General features: G+C 71.2%; 16 protein-coding genes. 5 read left to right on the forward strand and 11 right to left on the reverse strand.

Annotation, left to right across the window (positions count from 1 at the left end; all coding sequences use genetic code 11):
- Positions 1–62: 62 nt before the first annotated feature.
- Positions 63–1106 (forward strand): NAD(P)-dependent alcohol dehydrogenase, encoded by a 1044-nt coding sequence (locus OGL89_RS09105; RefSeq protein WP_263119677.1) that lies wholly within the window; start codon positions 63–65, stop codon positions 1104–1106.
- A 60-nt stretch (positions 1107–1166) separates the two neighbouring features.
- On the opposite strand, the gene OGL89_RS09110 is transcribed toward OGL89_RS09105, so the two are convergent.
- From OGL89_RS09110 to manD, 4 genes are all read right to left on the reverse strand, one after another.
- Positions 1167–2198, reverse strand: coding sequence for an L-idonate 5-dehydrogenase (locus OGL89_RS09110; RefSeq protein WP_263119678.1), 1032 nt, complete (start codon positions 2196–2198; stop codon positions 1167–1169).
- Positions 2195–3574 carry an MFS transporter gene (locus tag OGL89_RS09115; RefSeq protein WP_263119679.1) on the reverse strand — a complete coding sequence of 460 codons (1380 nt, stop codon included), beginning with the start codon at positions 3572–3574 and terminating at the stop codon, positions 2195–2197. The genes OGL89_RS09110 and OGL89_RS09115 overlap by 4 nt, the downstream gene beginning before the upstream one ends.
- 98 nt (positions 3575–3672) lie before the next feature.
- Positions 3673–5145, reverse strand: a complete 1473-nt coding sequence (locus tag OGL89_RS09120) for a mannitol dehydrogenase family protein (protein ID WP_263119680.1) — start codon at positions 5143–5145, stop codon at positions 3673–3675.
- Between the two features lie 26 nt (positions 5146–5171).
- On the reverse strand, positions 5172–6506 hold the full coding sequence (gene manD / locus OGL89_RS09125; RefSeq protein ID WP_263119681.1) for a D-mannonate dehydratase ManD: 1335 nt from the start codon (positions 6504–6506) through the stop codon (positions 5172–5174).
- Positions 6507–6512: 6 nt separating this feature from the next.
- Here manD and OGL89_RS09130 point away from each other — a divergent pair, with 6 nt between their 5' ends.
- Complete coding sequence (locus tag OGL89_RS09130; RefSeq protein ID WP_263119682.1) at positions 6513–7217, forward strand: GntR family transcriptional regulator; 705 nt, start codon at positions 6513–6515, stop codon at positions 7215–7217.
- A 4-nt stretch (positions 7218–7221) separates the two neighbouring features.
- Here OGL89_RS09130 and OGL89_RS09135 read toward each other — a convergent pair whose 3' ends face one another.
- Positions 7222–7863, reverse strand: coding sequence for a TetR/AcrR family transcriptional regulator (locus OGL89_RS09135; RefSeq protein WP_263119683.1), 642 nt, complete (start codon positions 7861–7863; stop codon positions 7222–7224).
- A gap of 104 nt (positions 7864–7967) precedes the next feature.
- Between OGL89_RS09135 and OGL89_RS09140 the strand changes: the two genes are divergently transcribed.
- Complete coding sequence (locus OGL89_RS09140) at positions 7968–9221, forward strand: MFS transporter (protein WP_263119684.1); 1254 nt, start codon at positions 7968–7970, stop codon at positions 9219–9221.
- 29 nt (positions 9222–9250) lie between these two features.
- Positions 9251–10768, forward strand: a complete 1518-nt coding sequence (locus tag OGL89_RS09145) for an alpha-L-arabinofuranosidase C-terminal domain-containing protein (protein WP_263119685.1) — start codon at positions 9251–9253, stop codon at positions 10766–10768.
- A gap of 58 nt (positions 10769–10826) precedes the next feature.
- On the opposite strand, the gene OGL89_RS09150 is transcribed toward OGL89_RS09145, so the two are convergent.
- From OGL89_RS09150 to OGL89_RS09175, 6 genes are all read right to left on the reverse strand, one after another.
- Entirely contained in the window at positions 10827–11933 is a 1107-nt protein-coding gene (locus tag OGL89_RS09150) for a sugar-binding protein (protein ID WP_263119687.1), read from the reverse strand.
- An 84-nt stretch (positions 11934–12017) separates the two neighbouring features.
- The gene (mmsB, locus tag OGL89_RS09155) at positions 12018–13310 is read right to left on the reverse strand and encodes a multiple monosaccharide ABC transporter permease (RefSeq protein ID WP_263119688.1); all 1293 of its coding nucleotides are present in this window, start codon (positions 13308–13310) and stop codon (positions 12018–12020) included.
- 17 nt (positions 13311–13327) lie between these two features.
- Positions 13328–14875, reverse strand: coding sequence for a multiple monosaccharide ABC transporter ATP-binding protein (gene mmsA, locus OGL89_RS09160; RefSeq protein ID WP_263119689.1), 1548 nt, complete (start codon positions 14873–14875; stop codon positions 13328–13330).
- 169 nt (positions 14876–15044) lie between these two features.
- The gene (locus tag OGL89_RS09165) at positions 15045–15830 is read right to left on the reverse strand and encodes an ATP-binding cassette domain-containing protein (protein WP_263119714.1); all 786 of its coding nucleotides are present in this window, start codon (positions 15828–15830) and stop codon (positions 15045–15047) included.
- A 28-nt stretch (positions 15831–15858) separates the two neighbouring features.
- Positions 15859–17034, reverse strand: coding sequence for an ROK family transcriptional regulator (locus OGL89_RS09170; protein WP_263119690.1), 1176 nt, complete (start codon positions 17032–17034; stop codon positions 15859–15861).
- Positions 17035–17233: 199 nt separating this feature from the next.
- Positions 17234–19159, reverse strand: a complete 1926-nt coding sequence (locus OGL89_RS09175; protein WP_263119691.1) for a leucine-rich repeat domain-containing protein — start codon at positions 19157–19159, stop codon at positions 17234–17236.
- A 377-nt stretch (positions 19160–19536) separates the two neighbouring features.
- On the opposite strand from OGL89_RS09175, the gene OGL89_RS17180 reads away from it, so the two are divergent.
- The gene (locus OGL89_RS17180; protein WP_263119692.1) at positions 19537–20361 is read left to right on the forward strand and encodes a PRD domain-containing protein; all 825 of its coding nucleotides are present in this window, start codon (positions 19537–19539) and stop codon (positions 20359–20361) included.
- The last annotated feature ends 21 nt before the right edge of the window (positions 20362–20382 follow it).

Below are 20382 nucleotides of genomic sequence, written 5' to 3' on the forward strand. Positions count from 1 at the left end.
CCCTCCCTCCCCGGGGTCGATCTGCTTACCGTGACCGTGCAACCCACTTCTCTGGAGGCCCTGTGCTCACCGTCAACGCCTATGCCGCGACGTCCCCGACCGACCCGCTGGTCCCCACCACGATCCAGCGCCGCGACGTCGGACCGACCGACGTGCTGATCGCCATCCGCTACGCCGGGATCTGCCACTCCGACATCCACACCGTCCGCGGCGACTGGGGCCCGATCGCGTACCCGCAGGTGGTCGGCCACGAGATCGTCGGCGAGGTGGTCGAGGTCGGCGCCGAGGTCTCCCGGCACGCGGTCGGCGACCGGGTCGGCGTCGGCTGCATGGTCAACTCCTGCCGCGAGTGCGAGAACTGCCGGGCCGGGATGGAGAACTACTGCCTGCGCGGCAACACGCAGACCTACGCCTCGGTCGACCGGGACGGCACCGTGACCCAGGGCGGGTACTCCACCCACGTGGTCGTCGACCAGGACTTCGTGCTCCGGGTGCCGGAGGCGATCCCCTACGAGGCGGCCGCGCCGCTGCTGTGCGCCGGGATCACCACGTACTCGCCGCTGGCGCACTGGAACGCCGGGCCGGGCAAGCGGGTCGCAGTGGTCGGGATGGGCGGCCTCGGGCACCTGGCGGTCAAGCTCGCGGTCGCGATGGGCGCCGAGGTCACCGTGCTGTCCCAGTCGCTGTCCAAGGAGGCCGACGGCCGCCGGTTCGGGGCGTCCGGCTACTACGCGACCAGTGACCCGGCGACCTTCGAGGCGCTGGCGAACACCTTCGACCTGATCGTGAACACTGTGAGCGCGCCGCTCGACCTGGGCGCCTACCTGCGGCTGCTGCGACTGGACGGGACCATGGTGAACGTGGGCGCCCCGCCGGAGCCGCTGCCGATCCAGGTGTTCACGCTGTTCGGCAACCGGCGGACCTTCGCCGGGTCCAGCATCGGGTCGATCGCGGAGACCCAGGAGATGCTCGACTTCTGCGCCGAGCACGGCATCGCGACCGAGATCGAGCTGATCGACGCGGCCGGGATCAATGACGCCTACGAGCGCGTGCTGCGCTCGGACGTGCGGTACCGGTTCGTCATCGACACCGCGACGCTGGGCTGAGCGCGGACGACGACGGCCCGGCGCCCCTCGGGGGAGCCGGGCCGTCGTCGTGCTCCGGGGTCAGGCGGTGCCGGACAGCCGGAGCATCACCTTGCTGCTGCCGGTGGACCGGTCGGCCGCGGTGCGCATCGCGGTCTCGGCGTCCGCCAGGTCGAAGACGTGGGTCATCAGCGGGTCGACGTCCAGGCCGTCGGCCAGCGCGGTGAGTGCCTCGTCCACCTCCTCCGCGAACCGGTAGGAGCCGATCCAGGTCAGCTCGCGGGTGATGAGGTCGCCCAGCACGGCGGTGATCTCGGTGCCGGGCAGGTTGCCGACCTGGACCACCGTGCCGCCCTTCGCGGTGGCGTGCAGCACGGCGCCCAGCGCGGCCGGGACGCCGGATGCCTCGACCACCACCGTGACGTCCTCCGGCAGCGCCTCGGTCCGGAGGTCGACCGTGCGGTCGGCGCCCATCGCGCGTGCCACGGCCAGGGCCGCGGGGGAGACGTCGGCGGCGATCACCTCGGACGCTCCGGCCCGCCGGGCGGCGGCGACCACCAGGGAGCCGATCGGCCCGGCGCCGTTCACCAGCACGGCGCGGCCCTGGAGGTCGGGCACCCGGCCCACCGCGTGGATCGCCACGGCCAGCGGCTCGGCGAGTGCGGCGCGGCGGGTGTCGACACCGTCCGGCAGAACCCGCACCTGGCCGGCCGGCACCGCGCGCAGTTCGCTGAACCCGCCGTCGGTGTGCGGGTCGAAGGCGGCGGAACCGAAGTACCGGACCCGGGGGTAGAGGTTGGTGCGTCCCGCCAGCCGCTCCGGCATCCGGCCGTCGCCGACCAGCTGGGCGGGCTGGAAGGTGACCGCCGTGCCGATCTCCAGTCCCGTGACCCCTGCGCCGAGCGCGGTGATCCGGCCCGCCACCTCGTGACCGAGCACCATCGGCTGCCGCAGCACCGCGGTGCCGGAGCGGCCGTGCCGCCAGTAGGCGAGGTCGGAGCCGCAGATCCCGCCCCACTCCATCGCGACCAGCACCTCGCCGGGGCCGGCGGTGGGGTCGGGCAGCTCGTCGACCCGGAGGTCGTCGGCACCGTGGACGACGACGGCCCTCACAGCGCGTCCTCCAGCCGGGTCAGGTCGCGACCGCGGACCTCGGGCATCAGGAAGGCGCCGACCAGGCCGATGCCCGAGTAGACCACCAGCATGATCGCCAGCGGCCACCAGGAGTGGAACAGCGCGGTGAGCGAGGCCGCGATGATCGGCCCGATCGCGGTGGACAGGATGCCGCCCACCTCCTTGGCGACCGCGAGCTGGGTGAACCGGGTGCGCGCGCCGAACAGCTCCGCCATCGTGACCGACTCCAGGGAGAACAGGGCCAGCACGCTGACGTTGTGCAGCACGATGATGCCCAGGATGATCCCGACCGAGGCCGGCGCGCCGATCAGGGCCATGCCCGGGATGGCCAGCAGCGCGGACGCCGCCAGGAACGCCAGGTACAGCGGACGGCGCCCGTACCTGTCGGAGAGCCAGCCGACCAGCGGGACGGTCAGGAAGCCGACCGCCGAGGAGATCAGGATCGCGTTGGTCGGGACGGTCTTGGACCGGCCGAGCTCGGTCACCAGGTAGGCGACCAGGAAGGTCTGGATGAGCCCCGAGTTCCCGGCCTGGCCGAAGCGGAGCATCAGGGCGACGAAGAACGCGCGCCCCTTGCGCTGACCGAGCAGCGCCTGCGCGGCGTCGTCGTTCTGTGCGGCACGGGCCTTGAGCTCGTCGGCGGTCAGGGCCTTGCCGTCGACCACGTCCGGCCGGTCCTCGAAGACCGGGGACTCCTTGAGGTGGGACCGGATCCACAGCGCCAGGAACAGCACCAGGAACGAGGCGAGGAACGGGATGCGCCAGCCCCAGCTCAGCAGCTGGTCCTCGCTGAGCAGCGCCACCAGCAGCGCCCACAGACCGGTGGCGACCAGGGTCGCCGAGTTCGTGCCGAGCGCCACCAGCGAGCCGATCAGGCCGCGCCGGGTCCGCGGTGCGTACTCGGCCAGCATGGTGGTCGCGCCGGCGATCTCGGCACCGGCACCGAAACCCTGGATCAGCCGCAGCGTGACCAGGAGGATCGGGGCGAGGACGCCGACCTGCGCATAGGTGGGCAGCGCGCCGATCAGCGTGGTGGCGACGCCCATCAGGGCGATGGTGAAGAACAGCACCCCCTTGCGGCCGACCCGGTCGCCGATCCGCCCGAAGACGAAGGCGCCGAGCAGGCGGGCGCCGTAGCCGACGCCGTAGGTCGCCATCGCCAGGATGATCCCGATGCCGGGGGCGGTGTCGGGGAAGAACAGCGGCGTGAACACCAGGGCCGCCGCCAGGGAGTAGAGCTGGAAGTCCAGGAACTCCAGTGCGGTCCCGAGCCAGCCGGAGACGGCCGCCCGGGTCAGGTCGGAGGTGGACCGCCGGGCCTTGCCCGGTTCGGTGCGTGCCTCGCTCGATGTCATCGGTGCTCCTTTGCGTGCCGATCGGAGGGAATTCTCGCCCGGGGGCCGGGACGACGAGGTCGTCCACGGGCCGGACGGGGCGCGGTGGCGCACCCGGGTCAGGCGAAGGCGGCACCGCCCGCGAGGACCGCGGGAACACGGTCGGCGACGGCGGTGGTCAGGTCGGCGGTCTCGGCGAGGTCGTCCGCACCGACCCGTCGCAGCAGGGCGGCGACCGGCGGGTTCCGGTCGTCGGCTCCGGTCCAGCAGTCCGCCAGGCCGGCGCCGATCGGATCGGTGGTGCCGTACAGCGGTGTGCCGTCGGCGCCGGGCCGGGTCGCCACGACCCACCCGGCGAGCGCGGTCTCCAGGACCGGGGTCGGCCGTCCGGCCGCCCGCAGCTCACGCAGCGCGCCGAGCCAGCGCTCGGGGATCTTGAGCGAGCCGTCGGAGCCGATCTGGCGCAGCAGATGGTGCATGGCGGGGTTCCGGAAGCGTTCCACCAGGTCGTCCACGTAGGCGGCGGCGTCCAGGCCGGCCTCCGGCAGCGCCGGGGTGACCTCGGCGCCGAACGCGCGCACCAGGCCCTCGCCCCACGGCGTCGCCAGGACGTCCGCGACCGTGCGGCACCCGGCGGCGAGGCCGAGGTAGGCCATCGCCGAGTGCGACCCGTTCAGCAGGCGCAGCTTCATCAGCTGGTACGGCGCGACGTCGGGGACGAACAGCGCGCCGCCCGCCTCCCAGTGCGGCCGCTCCGACACGAAGGAGTCCTCCAGGACCCACTGCCGGTAGGGCTCGCCCAGCACCGGCATGTCGTCCCGCAGCCCGAGGGCGTGCGAGGCGAGCTCACGGTCCTCCGGGGTGGTGGCGGGCACGATCCGGTCGACGATGGTGGCCGGGAAGGACACCGATCCGTCGATCCAGGACAGCAGCGCGTCCCGGTCCGGCCAGCCCGAGGCGGCGACGAACTCACGGACCACCCGGGCCAGTGCGGGACCGTTCCCGGCCATGTTGTCGCAGGACACGACGGTCAGGGGCGCACCCTCACCGTGGAACCGGGTCCGGATGCCCGCGGCGAGCCGGCCCAGCGCGGTGCCGAGCGGTCCGTCGGCGCCGGTGGCGCGCAGGTCCTCGGCGACCGGGAGCGCAGCGGTGTCGAGCCCGCCGGTGCCCGCCCGCCGGTGGTAGCCCTTCTCGGTGACGGTGAGCGTCACCACGCCGACCCCGGGATCGGCGATCAGGGCGTCGACCCGCGCCGCGTCCGGACGCAGGGCCAGCGCCTCGACGATCGAGCCGACCACCCGGGTGGTCAGGGCACCGGGGGCGCGGTCGGTGACCGAGTACAGGCAGTCCTGGTCGCGCATCGCCGTCACCGCGGAGTCGGCGAACGGCTCCACGGCCGCGATGCCCCACGGCTCGCCGGTGGAGGCGGCGGCCCGCTCGGTGTAGACCGCCTGGTGCGCGCGGTGGAACGCGCCGAGCCCGAGGTGGACCAGACGGGGCCGCAGCGATCGCGGGTCCACGAGCGGACGCTGCGCCGGGTCGAGTCGGTCGAGGGTGGCGCGGCCCAGGCGGGGCAGGGCGGTGGTCATGGTCGGCTCCGATCCGGGTTCCGGGCTCACCAGTCGTGGACCGAGCCGTCGCGGCGCCGGGCGACCGGCAGGTACTTGGGGTCGTACGGGTACCGGGCGGCCGCCTTCTCGTCGTACTCCACGCCCAGACCGGGGGTGTCGTCGACGTCCAGGAGCCCGTCGCTGAGCGTGACCCCGGAGGGGAACACCTCCCGGGTGACCTCGGCGTGCTCCATGTACTCCTGGATGCCGAAGTTGGGCACCGTGAGGTCCACCTGCACCGCCGCGGCCAGGGTGATCGGGGACAGGTCGGTCGCGCCGTGCGAGCCGGTCCGGACCTGGTAGAGCGCGGCCAGGTCGAAGATCCGGCGCAGGTGGGTGATCCCCCCGGCGTGCACCACGGTGGTCCGGACGTAGTCGATCAGCTGCTCGGTGATCAGGTGCTGGACGTCCCAGATGCTCGTCAGCACCTCACCGACCGCGATCGGGGTGGTGGTGTGCTGACGGATCAGGCGGAACGCCTCCTGGTTCTCGGCGGGGGTCGGGTCCTCCATCCAGAACAGCTGGGCGTCCTCGACGCTCTTGCCGAACCGGGCCGCCTCGATCGGGGTCAGCCGGTGGTGCACGTCGTGCAGCAGGTGGAAGTCGAAGCCGAACTCCTCGCGCACGGCGGTCAGGTAGGTCGGGGCGAAGCGCAGGTACGCCTCGGTGTCCCAGAGCTGCTCCTCCGGCAGTGCGGCGTTCGCGGGCTCGTAGATCCCGGTGCCCTTGCGGACCCCGTAGGTGCCCCCGACGTCGGGCACCGCGGCCTGGGCGCGGACCGCGCGGTAGCCGGCCTCCCGGAACCGGGCCACGTCGTCCAGCAGCGACGGGATGTCCGTGCCGCTGGCGTGGCAGTACACCGTGACCCCGTCCCGGGAGCGGCCGCCGAGCAGCTGGTGGACCGGGAGTCCGGCGACCTTGCCCTTGATGTCCCACAGGGCGGTGTCGACCGCGGCGATCGCCGTCATGGTGACCGGCCCGCGGCGCCAGTAGACACCCCGGTAGAGGTACTGCCACAGGTCCTCGATCCGCGCCGGGTCCCGGCCGATCAGCAGCGGCACCACGTGGTCGCGCAGGTAGGAGGCCACCGCCAGCTCGCGCCCGTTCAGGGTGGCGTCGCCCAGGCCGGTGACCCCGTCCGAGGTGGTGATCCGCAGGGTGACGAAGTTCCGTCCCGGCCCGGCGACGAACACCTCGGCCCGTTCGATCGTGGTCATGGCTGCCCCGTTCGGTCGACGTCGTTGTCTGCACACCTTGTATGCATAGCTTGTATGGAAGCATCGACCCTCGTCGGGTGTCAACGCCGACCGGGCCGGGGACGGGCGCCGGGCCAGTACCATGCAGTCGTGGCATCGGTCCGGAGCAGTCGTGAGGCGGTGTACGCCTCGATCCGCTCCCGCGTCCTGACCCTCGAGCTCGCCCCCGGGGCGCCGTTGTCCGAGAACGAGCTCGCCGCGGAGCTCGGCGTCTCGCGCACCCCGGTCCGCGAGGGGCTGATCCTGCTGGCCCGCGAAGGCCTGGTGCACGTGTTCCCCAAGGTCGGCTCGTTCGTGGCCCGGGTGGAGATCGACCGGGTCCGTGACGCCCAGTTCCTGCGGGAGTCGGTCGAGCTCGGGTCGCTCCGGGACGTGCCGACCGACCCCGACCCCGTCCTGGTCGCCGAGCTGCGGGACAACCTGCGCCGGCAGGAGGACGCGCTCACCGATCTGGAGGAGTTCTTCCGCCTGGACGAGGAGTTCCACCTGGGCCTGATGCGGCTCGCCGGGCACGACCGGGTGTGGCCGACCGTGGTCTCGGCCAAGGGGCATCTGGATCGCGCCCGACGACTGGGCCTCCGCGAGCAGACGACGGCCGAGCCGTTCCGCGAGCAGCACGCGGCGATCCTGGACGCGGTCGTGGCCGGCCGGATCGATCAGGCGGTGGACCTGCTCCGCGACCACCTGCGCGCGGTGTTCGCCGACATCGAGGCGGTCCGGCGCTCACGTCCCGAGCTGTTCGCCACCGGCGACCCGGGGGTCCCGGTGCGCCGGACGGTGGCGGTCTGGGGCTGACGGGTCAGCGCAGCCCGTCCCACTCCGGCCCGCCGAACAGGGTCCGCTCCGCCCGCGCCCACAGGTCCGCCATCGACTCGGCCGGGTCGGTGAGTCCCTGCACCTCGGTGCCGTCCATCGCGCAGAATGCGGTGCGCAGCAGGTCCTCGAAGGCGGCGGGGTCGTCGAACCGCGCGGGCAGGCGCCAGGGCAGCGCGCGCATCACCGACAGCAGGCGCTGGTGCCGGTCGCGGTAGTACGGGTGGGCCGGGTGCGCGGGGTCGTGTGCCTCGACGGCCAGTCGGATGAACAGCCCGACCAGCTCGGGGCGGCCCGCGTTGGCCTCGACGATGTGCCGCAGGCAGTCGGGCAGGCTCAAGCGGCCGTCGGGTCCGGCGTCCGCGAGCCCGCGCAGCTGGTCGGTCATCGACTCCTGGTCGGTGAAGTCGTCGTAGAAGGTCTCGATGATCAGGGAGAGCAGCTCGTCCCGGCTCTTCACGTGGTGGTTCAGGCCGGGGAGGGTGAGGCCGACCGCGTCGGCGACGGTCTGCATGGACACCCCGTAGGAGCCGTAGCGGGCGACCAGTTCGGCGCCCTTCTCGGCGATCTGGCGGCGGCGGTCCTCGACGGCCATCCGGGTGCGCGCGTTGATCGGGGTGGAGGTCACCGGGACATTGTGGCGCTTGACGCCGGGACGAGCTTTACCTTATACCTCTCAGGTAACAGGTAGCGCGCCGTCGCGCAGGCCTCACGATCGAAGGAGATCCGCCCATGTCCCAGCAGGTGGCGACGCCGGCACCGCCCGGGCTGCCTCGCGTGCAGACGATCCGCTTCTCAGCGGCGTTCTTCCTGTTCTCGTTCTGCTGGATGCTCGCGCTGTCGGTGATCGCCGCGGTGCTGCTCCCGCAACGGCTGACCGAGATCGCCCCGGACGACAAGGTCGCGATCTCCGGTCTGCTGAACTCGGCGACCGCGCTGGTGTCGCTGGTCTCCAACCTGATCGTGGGCAACCTGTCCGACCGCACCCGGTCGGTCTTCGGCCGCCGCACCCCGTGGATCGCCTCCGGCGGTGTGCTCGGCGGCGTGAGCCTGTTCCTGATCGGCGTGCTGCCGAACGCCTGGCTGATCGGCGTCGCGTACTGCCTGGCCATGGTGGGCCTGAACATGATGATCGCCCCGGCGATCGCCTCGCTGGCCGACCGGCTGCCGGAGGGGATGCGCGGCACCATGTCGGCGTTCCTGTCCGCGGGCACCCTGGGCGGCAACGCGATCGGCACCCTGGTCGGCGCGCAGTTCATCACCATGCAGCTGCCCGGCTTCGTGGTGTCGGGTGTGGTGATGGCGCTCGCGGGCATCGCGATGGTGGTGCTCTGGCCGAAGGAGCCCTCCGCGAGGGATCTCCCGGTGCTCGACACCAGCCTGCGCTCGGTGCTGGCCTCGTTCCGGCCGCCGCGCAACGCCCCGGACTTCTGGCACGCGTTCGTCGGCCGGTCGCTGCTGATCTTCAGCTACTACATGATCCTGAACTACCAGCTGTACATCCTGCAGGACTACATCGGACAGTCGGTCGAGGACTCTGCCCGGACCATCGCGACCATGTCGATCGTCCTGCTGGTGGTCTCCGTGGTGGCGTCGCTGGCCGCGGGGCCGATCTCGGACAGGATCGGTCGTCGCAAGCTGCCGGTGGTGGCCGCCAGCGCCCTGCTGGCGATCGGCTACGCCCTGCCCTGGATCACGCACAGCGCGTGGGGGATGGTGCTGTTCGCCGCGATCGGCGGCTTCGGCTACGGGATGTACGGCTCGGTGGACCAGGCGCTCAACGTCGACGTGCTGCCGAACGCCGAGGAGGCCGGCAAGGACCTCGGCATCCTCAACATGGCGACCACCCTCGGTCAGATGGTCGGCCCGATCGTCACCTCGGTGGTGGTCACCGTCACCGGCTCCTACGGCGTGGTGTTCCCGCTGGCCATCGCGCTGGTCGTCGTCGCCTGCTTCTTCATCCTGCGGATCCGCTCGGTCCGCTGACCCGCCCTGTTCCCCACGAAAGGCCCGCCATGCCCCTGCGCATCGACCCGACCGCGACCATCGGCCGGATCAACCCGGCTCTGCACGGTCAGTTCATCGAGTACCTGGGGGAGTGCATCGACGGCGGGATCTGGGTCGGCCCGGACGCGGACGTGCCGCACACCGGCGGCATCCGGCAGGGCGTGCTCGACGCGTTGATCGAGCTCGCCCCGCCGGTGCTGCGCTGGCCCGGCGGCTGCTACGCCGACACCTACCACTGGCGGGACGGCATCGGTGACCGGGCCACCCGGCCGACCACCTTCAACGAGAACTTCGGCACCTACGAGCTGGACGACCACGCCTTCGGCACCGACGAGTACCTGCGGCTGTGCGAGGCGATCGGCGCCGAGCCGTGGATCAACGTCAACATGATGACCGGCACCCCCGCCGAGGCCCGGGACTGGATGGAGTACGTGAACCGCGACTCCGGCACCGACCTGGCCGAGCAGCGCGCGGCCAACGGGCACCCCGCGCCCTACGGCGTCCGGTTCTGGGGGATCGGCAACGAGCCCTGGGGAGGCGGCGGCACCATGACCCCGGCGAGCTACACCGACGCCTACCGGGCGTTCGCCAGCGCGATGCCCCGGTTCACCGGCAGCGTGTTCGAGACCCCGGCGGCCTACCCGATCGCCAGCGGCCCCGACGGCAACAAGCCGCGCGAGCGGGTGGCGTGGACCCGGGAGTTCCTGCGCTCGCTGACCTCCTTCCGCCAGCCGCCGATCGCCGGATACGACCTGCACTTCTACAACTGGAACATCGACCACGAGGACGACACCCCGACCCGGTTCGACCAGGCGGGCTGGGACCGGGTGATCGCGAGCAGCCTGGAGCTGGAGGAGGTCATCGTCGAGCAGTGGGGGCTGATCCAGGAGGGGCTGGCGAACGTCCCGCAGCCCGAGTCCAGTCTGGACACCCGGCTGGAGCACCTCGACCTGATCGTCGGCGAGTGGGGCAACTGGCACCGGGACGCGTTCTTCGTCCGGCCCGCGCTGCGTCAGCAGGTGACCATGCGCGACGCGATCACCACCGCGCTGAGCCTGGACATCCTGCAGCGGCACGCGGACAAGGTCAGCATCGCCTGCAACGCCCAGACCGTGAACGTGCTCAACTCGCTGATCCTCACCGACGGCGACGCCACGATCCTGACCCCGAACTACGACGTCTTCCTGATGTACAAGGCGCACCGGGGGGCGACCGCGCTGGCCACCGAACGGGTCGACCCGGCCAGCGGCGCGCACGTCTTCGCCTCCGTGGCGGAGGACGGTGCCGTCCTGGTGAACCTGACCAACCCGTCGATGACCGAGCCGGTGGAGGTGGAGCTGGAGTTCGTCACGCCGATGCGGCTGGAGCGGATCGAGACCCTGGCCTCGGACGAGCCGACCCGGCACAACACCGCGGAGCAGCCGGACGCGGTCCGGCGGGTCGCGACGATGCTGGACGGCGCCGCGGCCCGCACGCACACCCTGCGGCTGGCGGCGGGGTCGGTGAACGTGGTGCGGGCGGTGTGACCGACGACCGGGCCCCCGCCCGGCCGCTGCCGGACGGGGGCCCCGTCGCACTCTCACCTCACTTGGTCAGCGGCGCCAGCGTGCTGTCGTTCGCGTAGACCTCGGCCGCGTTCTCCTTGGTCACGATCACCGGCGTGAGCAGGTAGGACGGGACGACCTTGACCCCGTTGTCGTAGGAGTCGGTGTCGTTGATCTCCGGGTCCTCACCCTTCTGCAGGAGCTGGATCTCCTTGATGGTCTGGGCGACCAGCTCGCGGGTGTCCTTGTAGATGGTGGAGTACTGCTCCCCGGCCATGATCGACTTCACGGACTCGACCTCGGAGTCCTGGCCGGTGACCACCGGGGTGTCCTTGCCGGCCTGGGCGACCGAGGTCAGCGCGGCGCGGCCGAGGGTGTCGTTCGGCGACAGGATGCCGTCGAGCTCGGTGTCGGCGTAGGAGCCGGCCAGGATGGTGTCCATCCGCTTCTGCGCGTTCTCGGCCTTCCAGCCCTGGGTGGCGACCTGCTCGAAGGAGGTCTGACCCGAGACGACGACCAGGGTGCCGTCGTCGATCTTCGGCTGCAGGACGCTCATCGCGCCCTCGAAGAACGGGGTGGAGTTGGCGTCGTCGGGGGAACCGGCGATCAGCTCGATGTTGTAGGGGCCGTCACCCTTGCGGGCGGCCAGGCCCTCCAGCAGGGACTGACCCTGCAGGACACCGACCTGGTAGTTGTCGAAGGCCACGTACATGTCGACGGCGTCGGTGTTCTTGACCAGGCGGTCGTAGGCGATGACGTGGGCGCCGTTCTCCTCGGCGTCCTCCAGCTGCGAGCCCAGCTGCGAACCGTCGATGGCGCCGACCACGATCACGCTGGCGCCCTGCTCGGTCATGGCCTGGATCTGGTTCTGCTGCTCGGTCACGCCGCTGTTGGCGAACTGGACGATCGGGTTGAACCCGGCCTCCTTCAGTCCGTCGTTGAACAGCTGCTCCGCGAGCACCCAGTTCTCCGAGGTCTTCTGCGGCAGGGCCACGCCGATGGTGGCGTCCGCGGCGAACCCGCTGGCCTCGGTCGCGGAGCCGGAGGACCCACCGCTGGACTCGCCGCGGTCGGAGGAGGAACAGCCGGAGAGCAGGAGCGCCCCGGCGGCCCCGGCGGCGATCAACGCCGCAGTCAGCTTTTTCATGGGTGGTGTCACTCTTCCTGGTTGGGCACCCGTCGTTGGATGCGGTCGAGCGCCGTGCCGGGAGTCCGGTACGGGAGTCGGGAGTCAGTTGCGGGCGAGCGTCTCGGCCTGGGACACGGGATTCGCGCCGGTGCCGGCGCCGCTGTCGTCGCCCTCGGGATTCACCGGTCCGCGCCGGACCCCCTTGAGCAACAGTCCGACGATCGAGGGGCGGCCCTGGATCTTGTTGTAGACGTCGAAGGCGACCGCGGCGAGCAGCACCAGGCCCTTGATCATCTGGGTGCTGTCCGAGCCGACGCCCATCAGCTGCAGGCCGTTGTTCAGCACGGCCATCACCAGGCCACCGATCAGCGACCCGACCACGGTGCCGACGCCGCCGGAGACCGCCGCACCGCCGATGAACACCGCGGCGATCGCGTCCAGCTCCCAGTTGGTGCCGTCGAAGGGCCCCGAGGCGGTGGAGCGGCCGATGAAGATGATCCCGGCCAGCGCGGCCAGCATCGACATGTTCATCATCACGAAGAAGTTGGTGCGGCGGATGTTGACGCCGGACAGCGACGCGGCGATCCGGTTGCCGCCGACCGCGTACACGTGCCGGCCGGTGATGGTGCGGTTGGAGATGAAGCCGTAGAGCAGCACCAGCACGACCAGGATCACGCCGGAGATCGGGAAGGACGTGCCGTAGCGGCCGCTGCCGAACAGGTAGGTCGCCCCGGCGATCACGGCGCCGATCGCGACCATCCGGACCACGGAGACCCAGGTCGGGATGGGTGCAGCGCCCAACCGGCGGGCGGAGCGGCGGCGGCGCAGCTCCCCGTAGACCAGGGCGGCGATCGCCAGGATGCCGAGCAGCAGGGTGGAGTTGTTCAGCCCGGTGTTCGGGCCCCACTCGGGCAGGTAGCCGGCGCCGAGGAACTGGATCTCCTTGGGCACCGGGACGGTGTTGGACTTGCCGATGTACTGGTTCGCCCCGCGGAAGAACATCATCCCGGCCAGGGTGGTGATGAAGCCCGGGATGCCGATGTAGGCCACCCAGAATCCCTGCCAGGCGCCGATCAGCGCTCCGACCGCCAGCCCGAGCACGATGCCGAGCCACCAGGGGATGCCCCAGTCCCGGATCGCCAGCGCGACGATGATGCCGACCACCGCGGCCACCGACCCGACGGACAGGTCGATGTGTCCGGCGATGATCACCAGCACCATGCCGATCGCCAGGATCAGCACGTAGGAATTGCCGTTGATGATGTTCTGCGCGTTGGTCGAGGTGAGCACCTTGCCGCCGGTGGCGAACTGGAAGATGAGCACGAGCGCGATCAGCGCGAATACCATGCCGAACTGACGGGCCCCGCCGCCGAACAACTGCTTGAGTGACGTCATCGTCTGGGTCGTCCTTCTCAGTGGGTGATGGCCGGGCTGGTGCCGGTCATCAGGCGCATCAGGTCTTCCTGGTTCGCCTGGGAACGGTCGAGTTCGCCGGTGATCCGGCCCTCGAAGATGGTGTAGATCCGGTCGCAGAGTCCGAGCAGCTCCGGCAGCTCGGAGGAGATGACGACCACGCCCTTGCCCGCGTCGGCGAGCCGTTGCACCAGGCCGTAGATCTCGTACTTGGCGCCGACGTCGACGCCGCGGGTCGGCTCGTCCAGGATCAGCAGGTCCGGCTCCGGGAACATCCACTTGCCCAGCAGCGCCTTCTGCTGGTTGCCGCCGGACAGCTTGGCCACCCCCACCCGGACCGACGGGGCCTTGATGTTCAGCGACTTGCGGTAGTGCTCGGAGGCCAGGAACGCGGTGTCGGTGTCCAGCACCCGGTGCTTGGTGATCCGGCGCAGGTCGGCCGACACGATGGTGTCCAGGATGCTGTCCAGCAGGTTGAGGCCCTGGATCTTCCGGTCCTCCGGGACGTAGGCGATCTTGTGGTCGATCGCCTGCTGCACGGTGGTCAGCTGCACCGGCTTGCCGTCGATCAGGATCTGACCGCCGCGGAACCGCCCGTAGGAGCGGCCGAACAGCGACCGGGCCAGCTCAGTGCGCCCGGCGCCCATGATCCCGGCGAAGCCGACGATCTCCCCGCGCCGGACGTGGAAGGTGGAGCCTTTGCAGACCATCCGGCCGGCGACCTGCGGGTGCTCGACCGTCCAGTCCGTGACCTCGAAGAACGTCTCGCCGATCTGCGGGGTGTGGTCCGGGAACCGGTTGTCCAGCGACCGGCCGACCATGCCGCGGATGATCCGGTCCTCGTCGACCTCGCCCGCGGAGGCGTCCAGGGTCTCGACCGTGCGACCGTCCCGGATGATGGTGATCGAGTCGGCGATGGCGGCGATCTCGTTGAGCTTGTGGCTGATCATGATGCTGGTCAGCCCCTTGGCCCGCAGGCCGCGCAGCAGGTCGAGCAGGTGCTCGGAGTCCTCCTCGTTCAGCGCCGAGGTCGGCTCGTCCAGGATGAGCAGCTTCACGTCCTTGGACAGAGCCCGGGCGATCTCGACCAGCTGCTGCTGGCCGACGCCGATGTTCTTGACCTGCTCGTTCGGGTCGGTGCGCAGGCCGACCCGGGCCAGCAGCTCGACCGCGCGCTCCCGGGTGGTGTCCCAGTCGATGCCGAACGGGCCGGTGGTCTCGTTGCCGAGGAAGATGTTCTCCGCGATGGACAGCTCGGGGATCAGCGCGAGTTCCTGGTGGATGATCACGATGCCGGCCCGTTCGCTGGACTTGATGTCCTTGAACCGGACCTCCTCGCCCTGGTAGACGATCTCGCCCTCGTAGCTGCCGTGCGGGTAGACGCCGGACAGGATCTTCATCAGCGTCGACTTGCCGGCGCCGTTCTCGCCGCAGATGGCGTGGATCTCGCCCGCGCGGACGGTCATGCGCACCTGGTCCAGCGCCCGCACTCCGGGGAAGACCTTGGTGATCGACCTCATGTCGAGGACGACGGGGGTGTCCGTCATCGTTCCTGCTCTCTGCGCCTCATCGCGCGACCGGCTCGTTCGTCGTCGAACGGCAGGACAGTAGGGACGCGGAGAGCTACGCGTCAACCTCTGAAGGCAAAATCAGGCCGTTGTGATCGTTTCGCAACCTGCAAGGCCGGGAATTTGCCGACAACTAGTGAAGGCAACCTCAGGCCCAGCGCGGGCGGGAGGGGAGTCGCGCCCCGGCGATCGCCCCGATGATCTCCTCGGGAGCGGCGGTGCCGGCATCGAAGGAGCCGTTGTTCCGGCCGTGCCGCAGCACCTCGATCCGGTCCGCCACCGCGCGCAGGTCCGCCAGGTTGTGGCTGATGATCAGCACCGCCAGCCCCATCGACCGCAACCGCTCGATCAGGGTCAGCACCTCAGCGGTCTGCACCACCGACAGCGCCGCGGTCGGCTCGTCCAGCACCAGGATCCGCGGGCGGGTGGTCAGGGTCCGGGCGATGGCGACCGCCTGGCGCTGACCGCCGGACAGCTCGCGCACCGGCACGCGCACCGAGGGCACGGTGATGGTCAGGTCGCGCAGGATCTGGGTGGCGATCAGCTCCATGCCGTCGATGTCCATCGGGCTGTGCTTGGACGCCCGGATCTCCCGGCCGAGGAAGATGTTCGCCGCCACGCTGAGGTTCTCGCACAGCGCCAGGTCCTGGAACACGGTGGAGATGCCGAGCGCGTGCCCTGCGGCCGGGTTCGGGATCGCGACCTGCTCGCCGCCGATCTCCACCACCCCGGTGTCCGGCTGCAGCACCCCGGAGATGATCTTGGCCAGCGTCGACTTGCCCGCGCCGTTGTCCCCGACCAGGGCCACCACCTCGTGCGGGCGCAGCTCCAGGTCGACCTCGGTCAGCGCCTCGACCGCGCCGAACCGCTTGGTGACCCGGTGCATGGCGAGCACCGGCGACCGGTCGGCCGCTGCCTTCGGGTCGGGAGTCATCATCGTCTCCACGTCGAGTGCCACGGGTTCAGTCTCCGTCCGAACGGCTGATCCAGCGCGTCGTCGCGCGGGTGTTCTCCAGGGCGAGCAGGACCGCCCCCATCACCTCGGCCCGGGGACCGAGCTCGGCGCCCATCACCTCCAGCGGAGCGAGGTGGTTCAACGGCACCCGCCGTCGGATCGCCTCGCGCATCGGGCCGATCAGCAGCTCGCCGGTCTCCGCCAGCTCGCCGCCGACCACCACGCACTGCGGGTTCACCGCGATGGCGAGTCCGGCCACCACGGCGCCGATGGTCGCGCCCGCGTCCTCGACCACCTGGCGGCAGCCCGGGTCGCCGTCGACCGCCAGGGACACGATGTCCCGCAGGGTCAGCGCCCCACGGCTGGCCCGCAGCACCTCGATCAACGCCGGGGCGCCGACCACGGTGTTCAGGCAGCCGCGACTGCCGCACAGGCAGACCATGCCGCCCGCGTCGACCTGCACGTGGCCGATCTCGCCCGCGGTCCCGGCGAAGCCGCGGTGCAGCCGGCCCGCCAGGGACACCCCGGCTCCGGTGCCGTGCGACACCCGGACGTAGACCGAGTCCTGGTAGGGCCGGGAGGCGCCCAGCCGGCTCTCCGCCAGCGCGCCCAGGTTCGCGTCGTTGTCGACGAACACCGGCACGCCCAGGCGCTTGGACATCACCTGCGCCACCGGGGCGTCGTCCCAGCCGCGCAGGATGCCGGGCACCGACACCGTGCCGGTCGCCGCGTCCACCGGGGCGGGCACGCCGATCCCGATCCCGAGCAGCTCGTCCAGCGAGGAGCCGACGCGTTCCAGCAGTTCCACGACCAGGAGGGCGGCGCGGTCCAGGCTGGTGTCCGAGCGGTGCTCGTGCGGCAGCGGCAGCGCCTGCTCGACCAGCACCTGGTGCCCGGAGTCGGCCAGCGAGATCGTCATGTGCCGGATGCCGATGTGGATGCCGGCGGCCACCCCGGTGCGGTGCACCATCGTGACCAGCATCGCCCGGCGGCCGTTGTAGACGGTGGCCTTCACGTCCACGTCGCCCGCCGCCTGCAGCTCGCGGACGATGTTCGAGACGGTCGCGGCGGACAGGCCGGTGGCCGAGGCGAGCTCGACCTGCGTCAGGCCGCCGTAGCGCCGGATCGTGTCCACGACCGTGGCGCGGTTGGCCTCGCGCAGCGCGGTCTGGGAGCCAGCCATCGCCGGGTGCCTCCCGTCCTCGCGCCGATGCCCCTGCCGGGAGGAGGGTACTCCGCGCGGGGGAGAGGGGTCCGGGGCCCGACGCGACCTGGCGCGGGTCCGGGACCCGCCGGGACCGCGGATGCGGCGGGGTCCCGGCGGGCCGTCGATGGCGGGTGCGGTCGGCGGTGCCCGGTGCCGCCGCACCCGCGATGGCCGGTCAGCGGCGCTGACGTGCGCGCCGGGCGCTCCACAGGGCGACGGCACCGGCGCCCAGCAGGACGACGCTCAGCAGGGCGGCGGGGAGCGTGGTGAGCCCGGTCCGGGCCAGCACGCCGGTCGCCGTCGGAGTACCCGCGGCCTTCGTGGCGGTCGCGGCGGCTGTCGGCCCCGGGGTCGGGTCGGCGGAAGGCGTCACGGGTGCGGTCGGCGTCGGCTCAGGAGTGGGCTCGGGGTTCGGAGTCGGGTCCGGGATCGGATCGGGGTCCGGCGCGGGCTCGGGGTCCGGTGTCGGGTCCGGATCCGGATCCGGCGCGATCTCCGGCAGCGCCAGGGTCACGACGGCGTCGGCGGTCGCCTCGGCGCCCAGCGGCGAGGTCCCGGTCGCCGAGGCGGTGTTCACCACCGACCCGGCCGTGACCTCGTCGGCGGTGAGCGGGTGGCGCGCGGTGACCGTCACCCGCTCACCGGGCGCGAGCACACCCTCCGCGCCCGGCCAGTCGAAGGTCAGGCCGCCGAGGTCGACCAGGGTCGTGCCGAGGGTGACGTCCGAGAGCGTGACGTCGCCGGTGTTGGTGAGGAGGAAGGTGTACTCGACGTCGTCACCCGCGACGCCGGTGGCGCCCGCCGCCAGCACGGCGCTCCCGGTCAGGGTGAGCGCCACGTCCTCCACCTGCTCCACCGACACCTGGGTGAGCGTGCCGCTGAACGCCCGACCGGTGGTGCCGATCGGCACGTTCCAGGTCAGCGTGTTGCGCTGCGCGGTGGCGAAGGTCCAGCTGTTGTCGGCCGCATCGATCGTCGCGGTGGTCGAGGTCGGCAGGACGACCTCGCCGTCGATGCCGATCAGCGGGTTGGCCTGCCGGGCGCCGACCGCGATGTCGTCCAGCGTGACCTGCTGGTTGCTGACCCAGATGTAGGCGGCCTCCGGCGTCCCCTCGAGCGCGCTCGCGTCGACGATCCGGTTGCTGGAGAGCCCGGCGTAGGTCAGCGAGGGCAGGCCGAGCAGCGGGCTGAGGTCGGAGACCTCGTTGACCACGGCGGTGAGGGTGACGAGCGAGTCCCAGTCGCGGACGAACTCCAGGTCGGCCAGCTTGTTGTAGCTGATCTGGAGGTAGGTCAGGCCGGGGAGCGCGGCCAGTCCGGAGGCGTCCTCGATGGTGTTGTGGTCCAGCTGGAGCTGGAGCAGCGTGCTGAGCGAGCCGAGCGGGTTGGGGTCGCTCACCGCGTTGGTGCTCAGACTGAGGTACTCCAGCACCGGGAGCCCGGACAGCGGCTCGACGTCGGCGATCTTGTTGCTCGGCAACTCGAGGTGCTTCAGCGCGGTCAGGGCCCGCAGCGGCTCGACGTCGTCGATCGAATTGCTGGTCAGATACAGATCCTGCAGCGACGTGAGCGCCGACAGCGGTGCGAGCGCGTTCCCGCTGAAGTCCCCGGCGGCGTGCAGCGCGAGCGAGGTGAGGCCGGTGAGCGTGCCGACCACGGACAGATCGGCGAGCTTCGCGTCCGGGGTGTTGAGGGTGAGGGAGGTCAGCGCCGGCAGCTCCTGGAGAGGCGTGAGGTCGGTGACAGCGCCGTTGACGATCGTCAGGTTCTCGAGCCGGGGCAGCCCGGCCAGCGGGGCGACCGAGGACAGCTCCTGTGCCTGCGTGAGGGTGAGCTTGCGCAGACCGGTCAGCGCCTCGGCTCCGCCCAGGTCGCCCACCGAGGCGCAGACCAGCGTGGTGACTCTGGTGGCCTGCGTCGTGGTGATCGCCGCCGACCCGTCGCCCACCCCGAGCGTCGTGTTCACACAGGTCTGGAGGTCCGGGTCGGTGAACGAGACCACGTCGTCCGCGGCGGCAGGCCGGATCGAGAGCCCGATCAGGGCGAGGAGGGCGAGGAACGCGGTGATCGACCGCGCGCCGAGGCGGGCTGGGGCAGACATGACGGACTCCTGGGGGCGGACGCGCGTGACGGCGATCGCGACGAGGGCATGCCACGTCCACGTGCCGGCCTTCTCGCAGCGGTGAGTCTGTACGGCGGTGGGGTGCGCCTGAGTGGGACCCGACCCGTCTTGAGTGCTCCTGGCCGACGGGACTGGGTGATGCGGCGGGCGTGATGAGGGGATGCGGGGCGCGGAGTGAGGGGTGGGGTGGGTGTGCGCGTGGCGGTGACCGGCCTCCCGCCCACCGGGTGAAGATGTTTGCCGCCCCCGCGAACCCGGTGTTACCTTCCCCTCGGCTTGTCACTGCTCCGAGCAGGCAACACCACCGCCGAGGCCAACGAGGGCCCCGGTAGAGCAGGTCTGCAACGGAGTGTCCCGTGAGAGTGCGTCGCATCCTCAACAACAACGTCGTGGGCGCGGTGGATGCCGCGGGCCGCGAGGTCATCGTCGTCGGCAAGGCCATCGGCTTCCGTGGGAAGCCGGGGGACGTCATCGACGAGACCCGGGTGGAGTCGGTGTTCCGGCTCCGCGACGACGCTGCCGGGCAGCACTTCGCCTCCATCATGGCGACGATCCCACCGGAGATCATCCAGGTCACGGCGGACATCGTCACGGTCGCCCGCAGGTCGCTCGGCCACGAGTTCGGGGACGGCATCTTCCCCGCGCTGGCCGATCACCTGGTCTACGCGGTGCAGCGGGTGCGGGAGGGGATCTCCCTCGCCAACCCGCTCGCCGTGGAGGTACGGACGATCCACCGCGACGAGTACCTCTTCGCGCGGTCGGCGGTGATGATCCTCAACAAGCAGTTGGGGGTCGAGTTCACCGACGACGAGGCCGTCAACATCGCGTTGCACTTCGTGAACGCGACCGTGGGCGGGCCGTCGGAGAAGACCGACCGGCTGATGGCGTTCATGAAGGACGTCCTGAGCGTGGTGCGCCGTGAGCTGGGGATCGCGGACGACGACGAGCGGCACGCCTATCTGCGGTTCGCGACCCACCTGCGCTTCCTGGCACAGCGGGTGGTCGAGGGCCAGGTGGCCGACGGCGGTGACCCGAAGCTGCACGCGTTCCTGCGGGAGCAGCAGCCGAGGGCGTTCGCCTGTGTCGACGTGGTCGCCCGGGTCGTGGAGGAACGTCACGGTCACGTGATGACGCTGCAGGAGCAGACGTATCTGGGTCTGCACCTGTCCAACCTGCTCTGATCCCTCCCACCCGGCACACGC

Origin of the sequence: Cellulomonas sp. RIT-PI-Y (assembly GCF_025642745.1) — a bacterium.
Classification (GTDB): domain Bacteria; phylum Actinomycetota; class Actinomycetes; order Actinomycetales; family Cellulomonadaceae; genus Cellulomonas.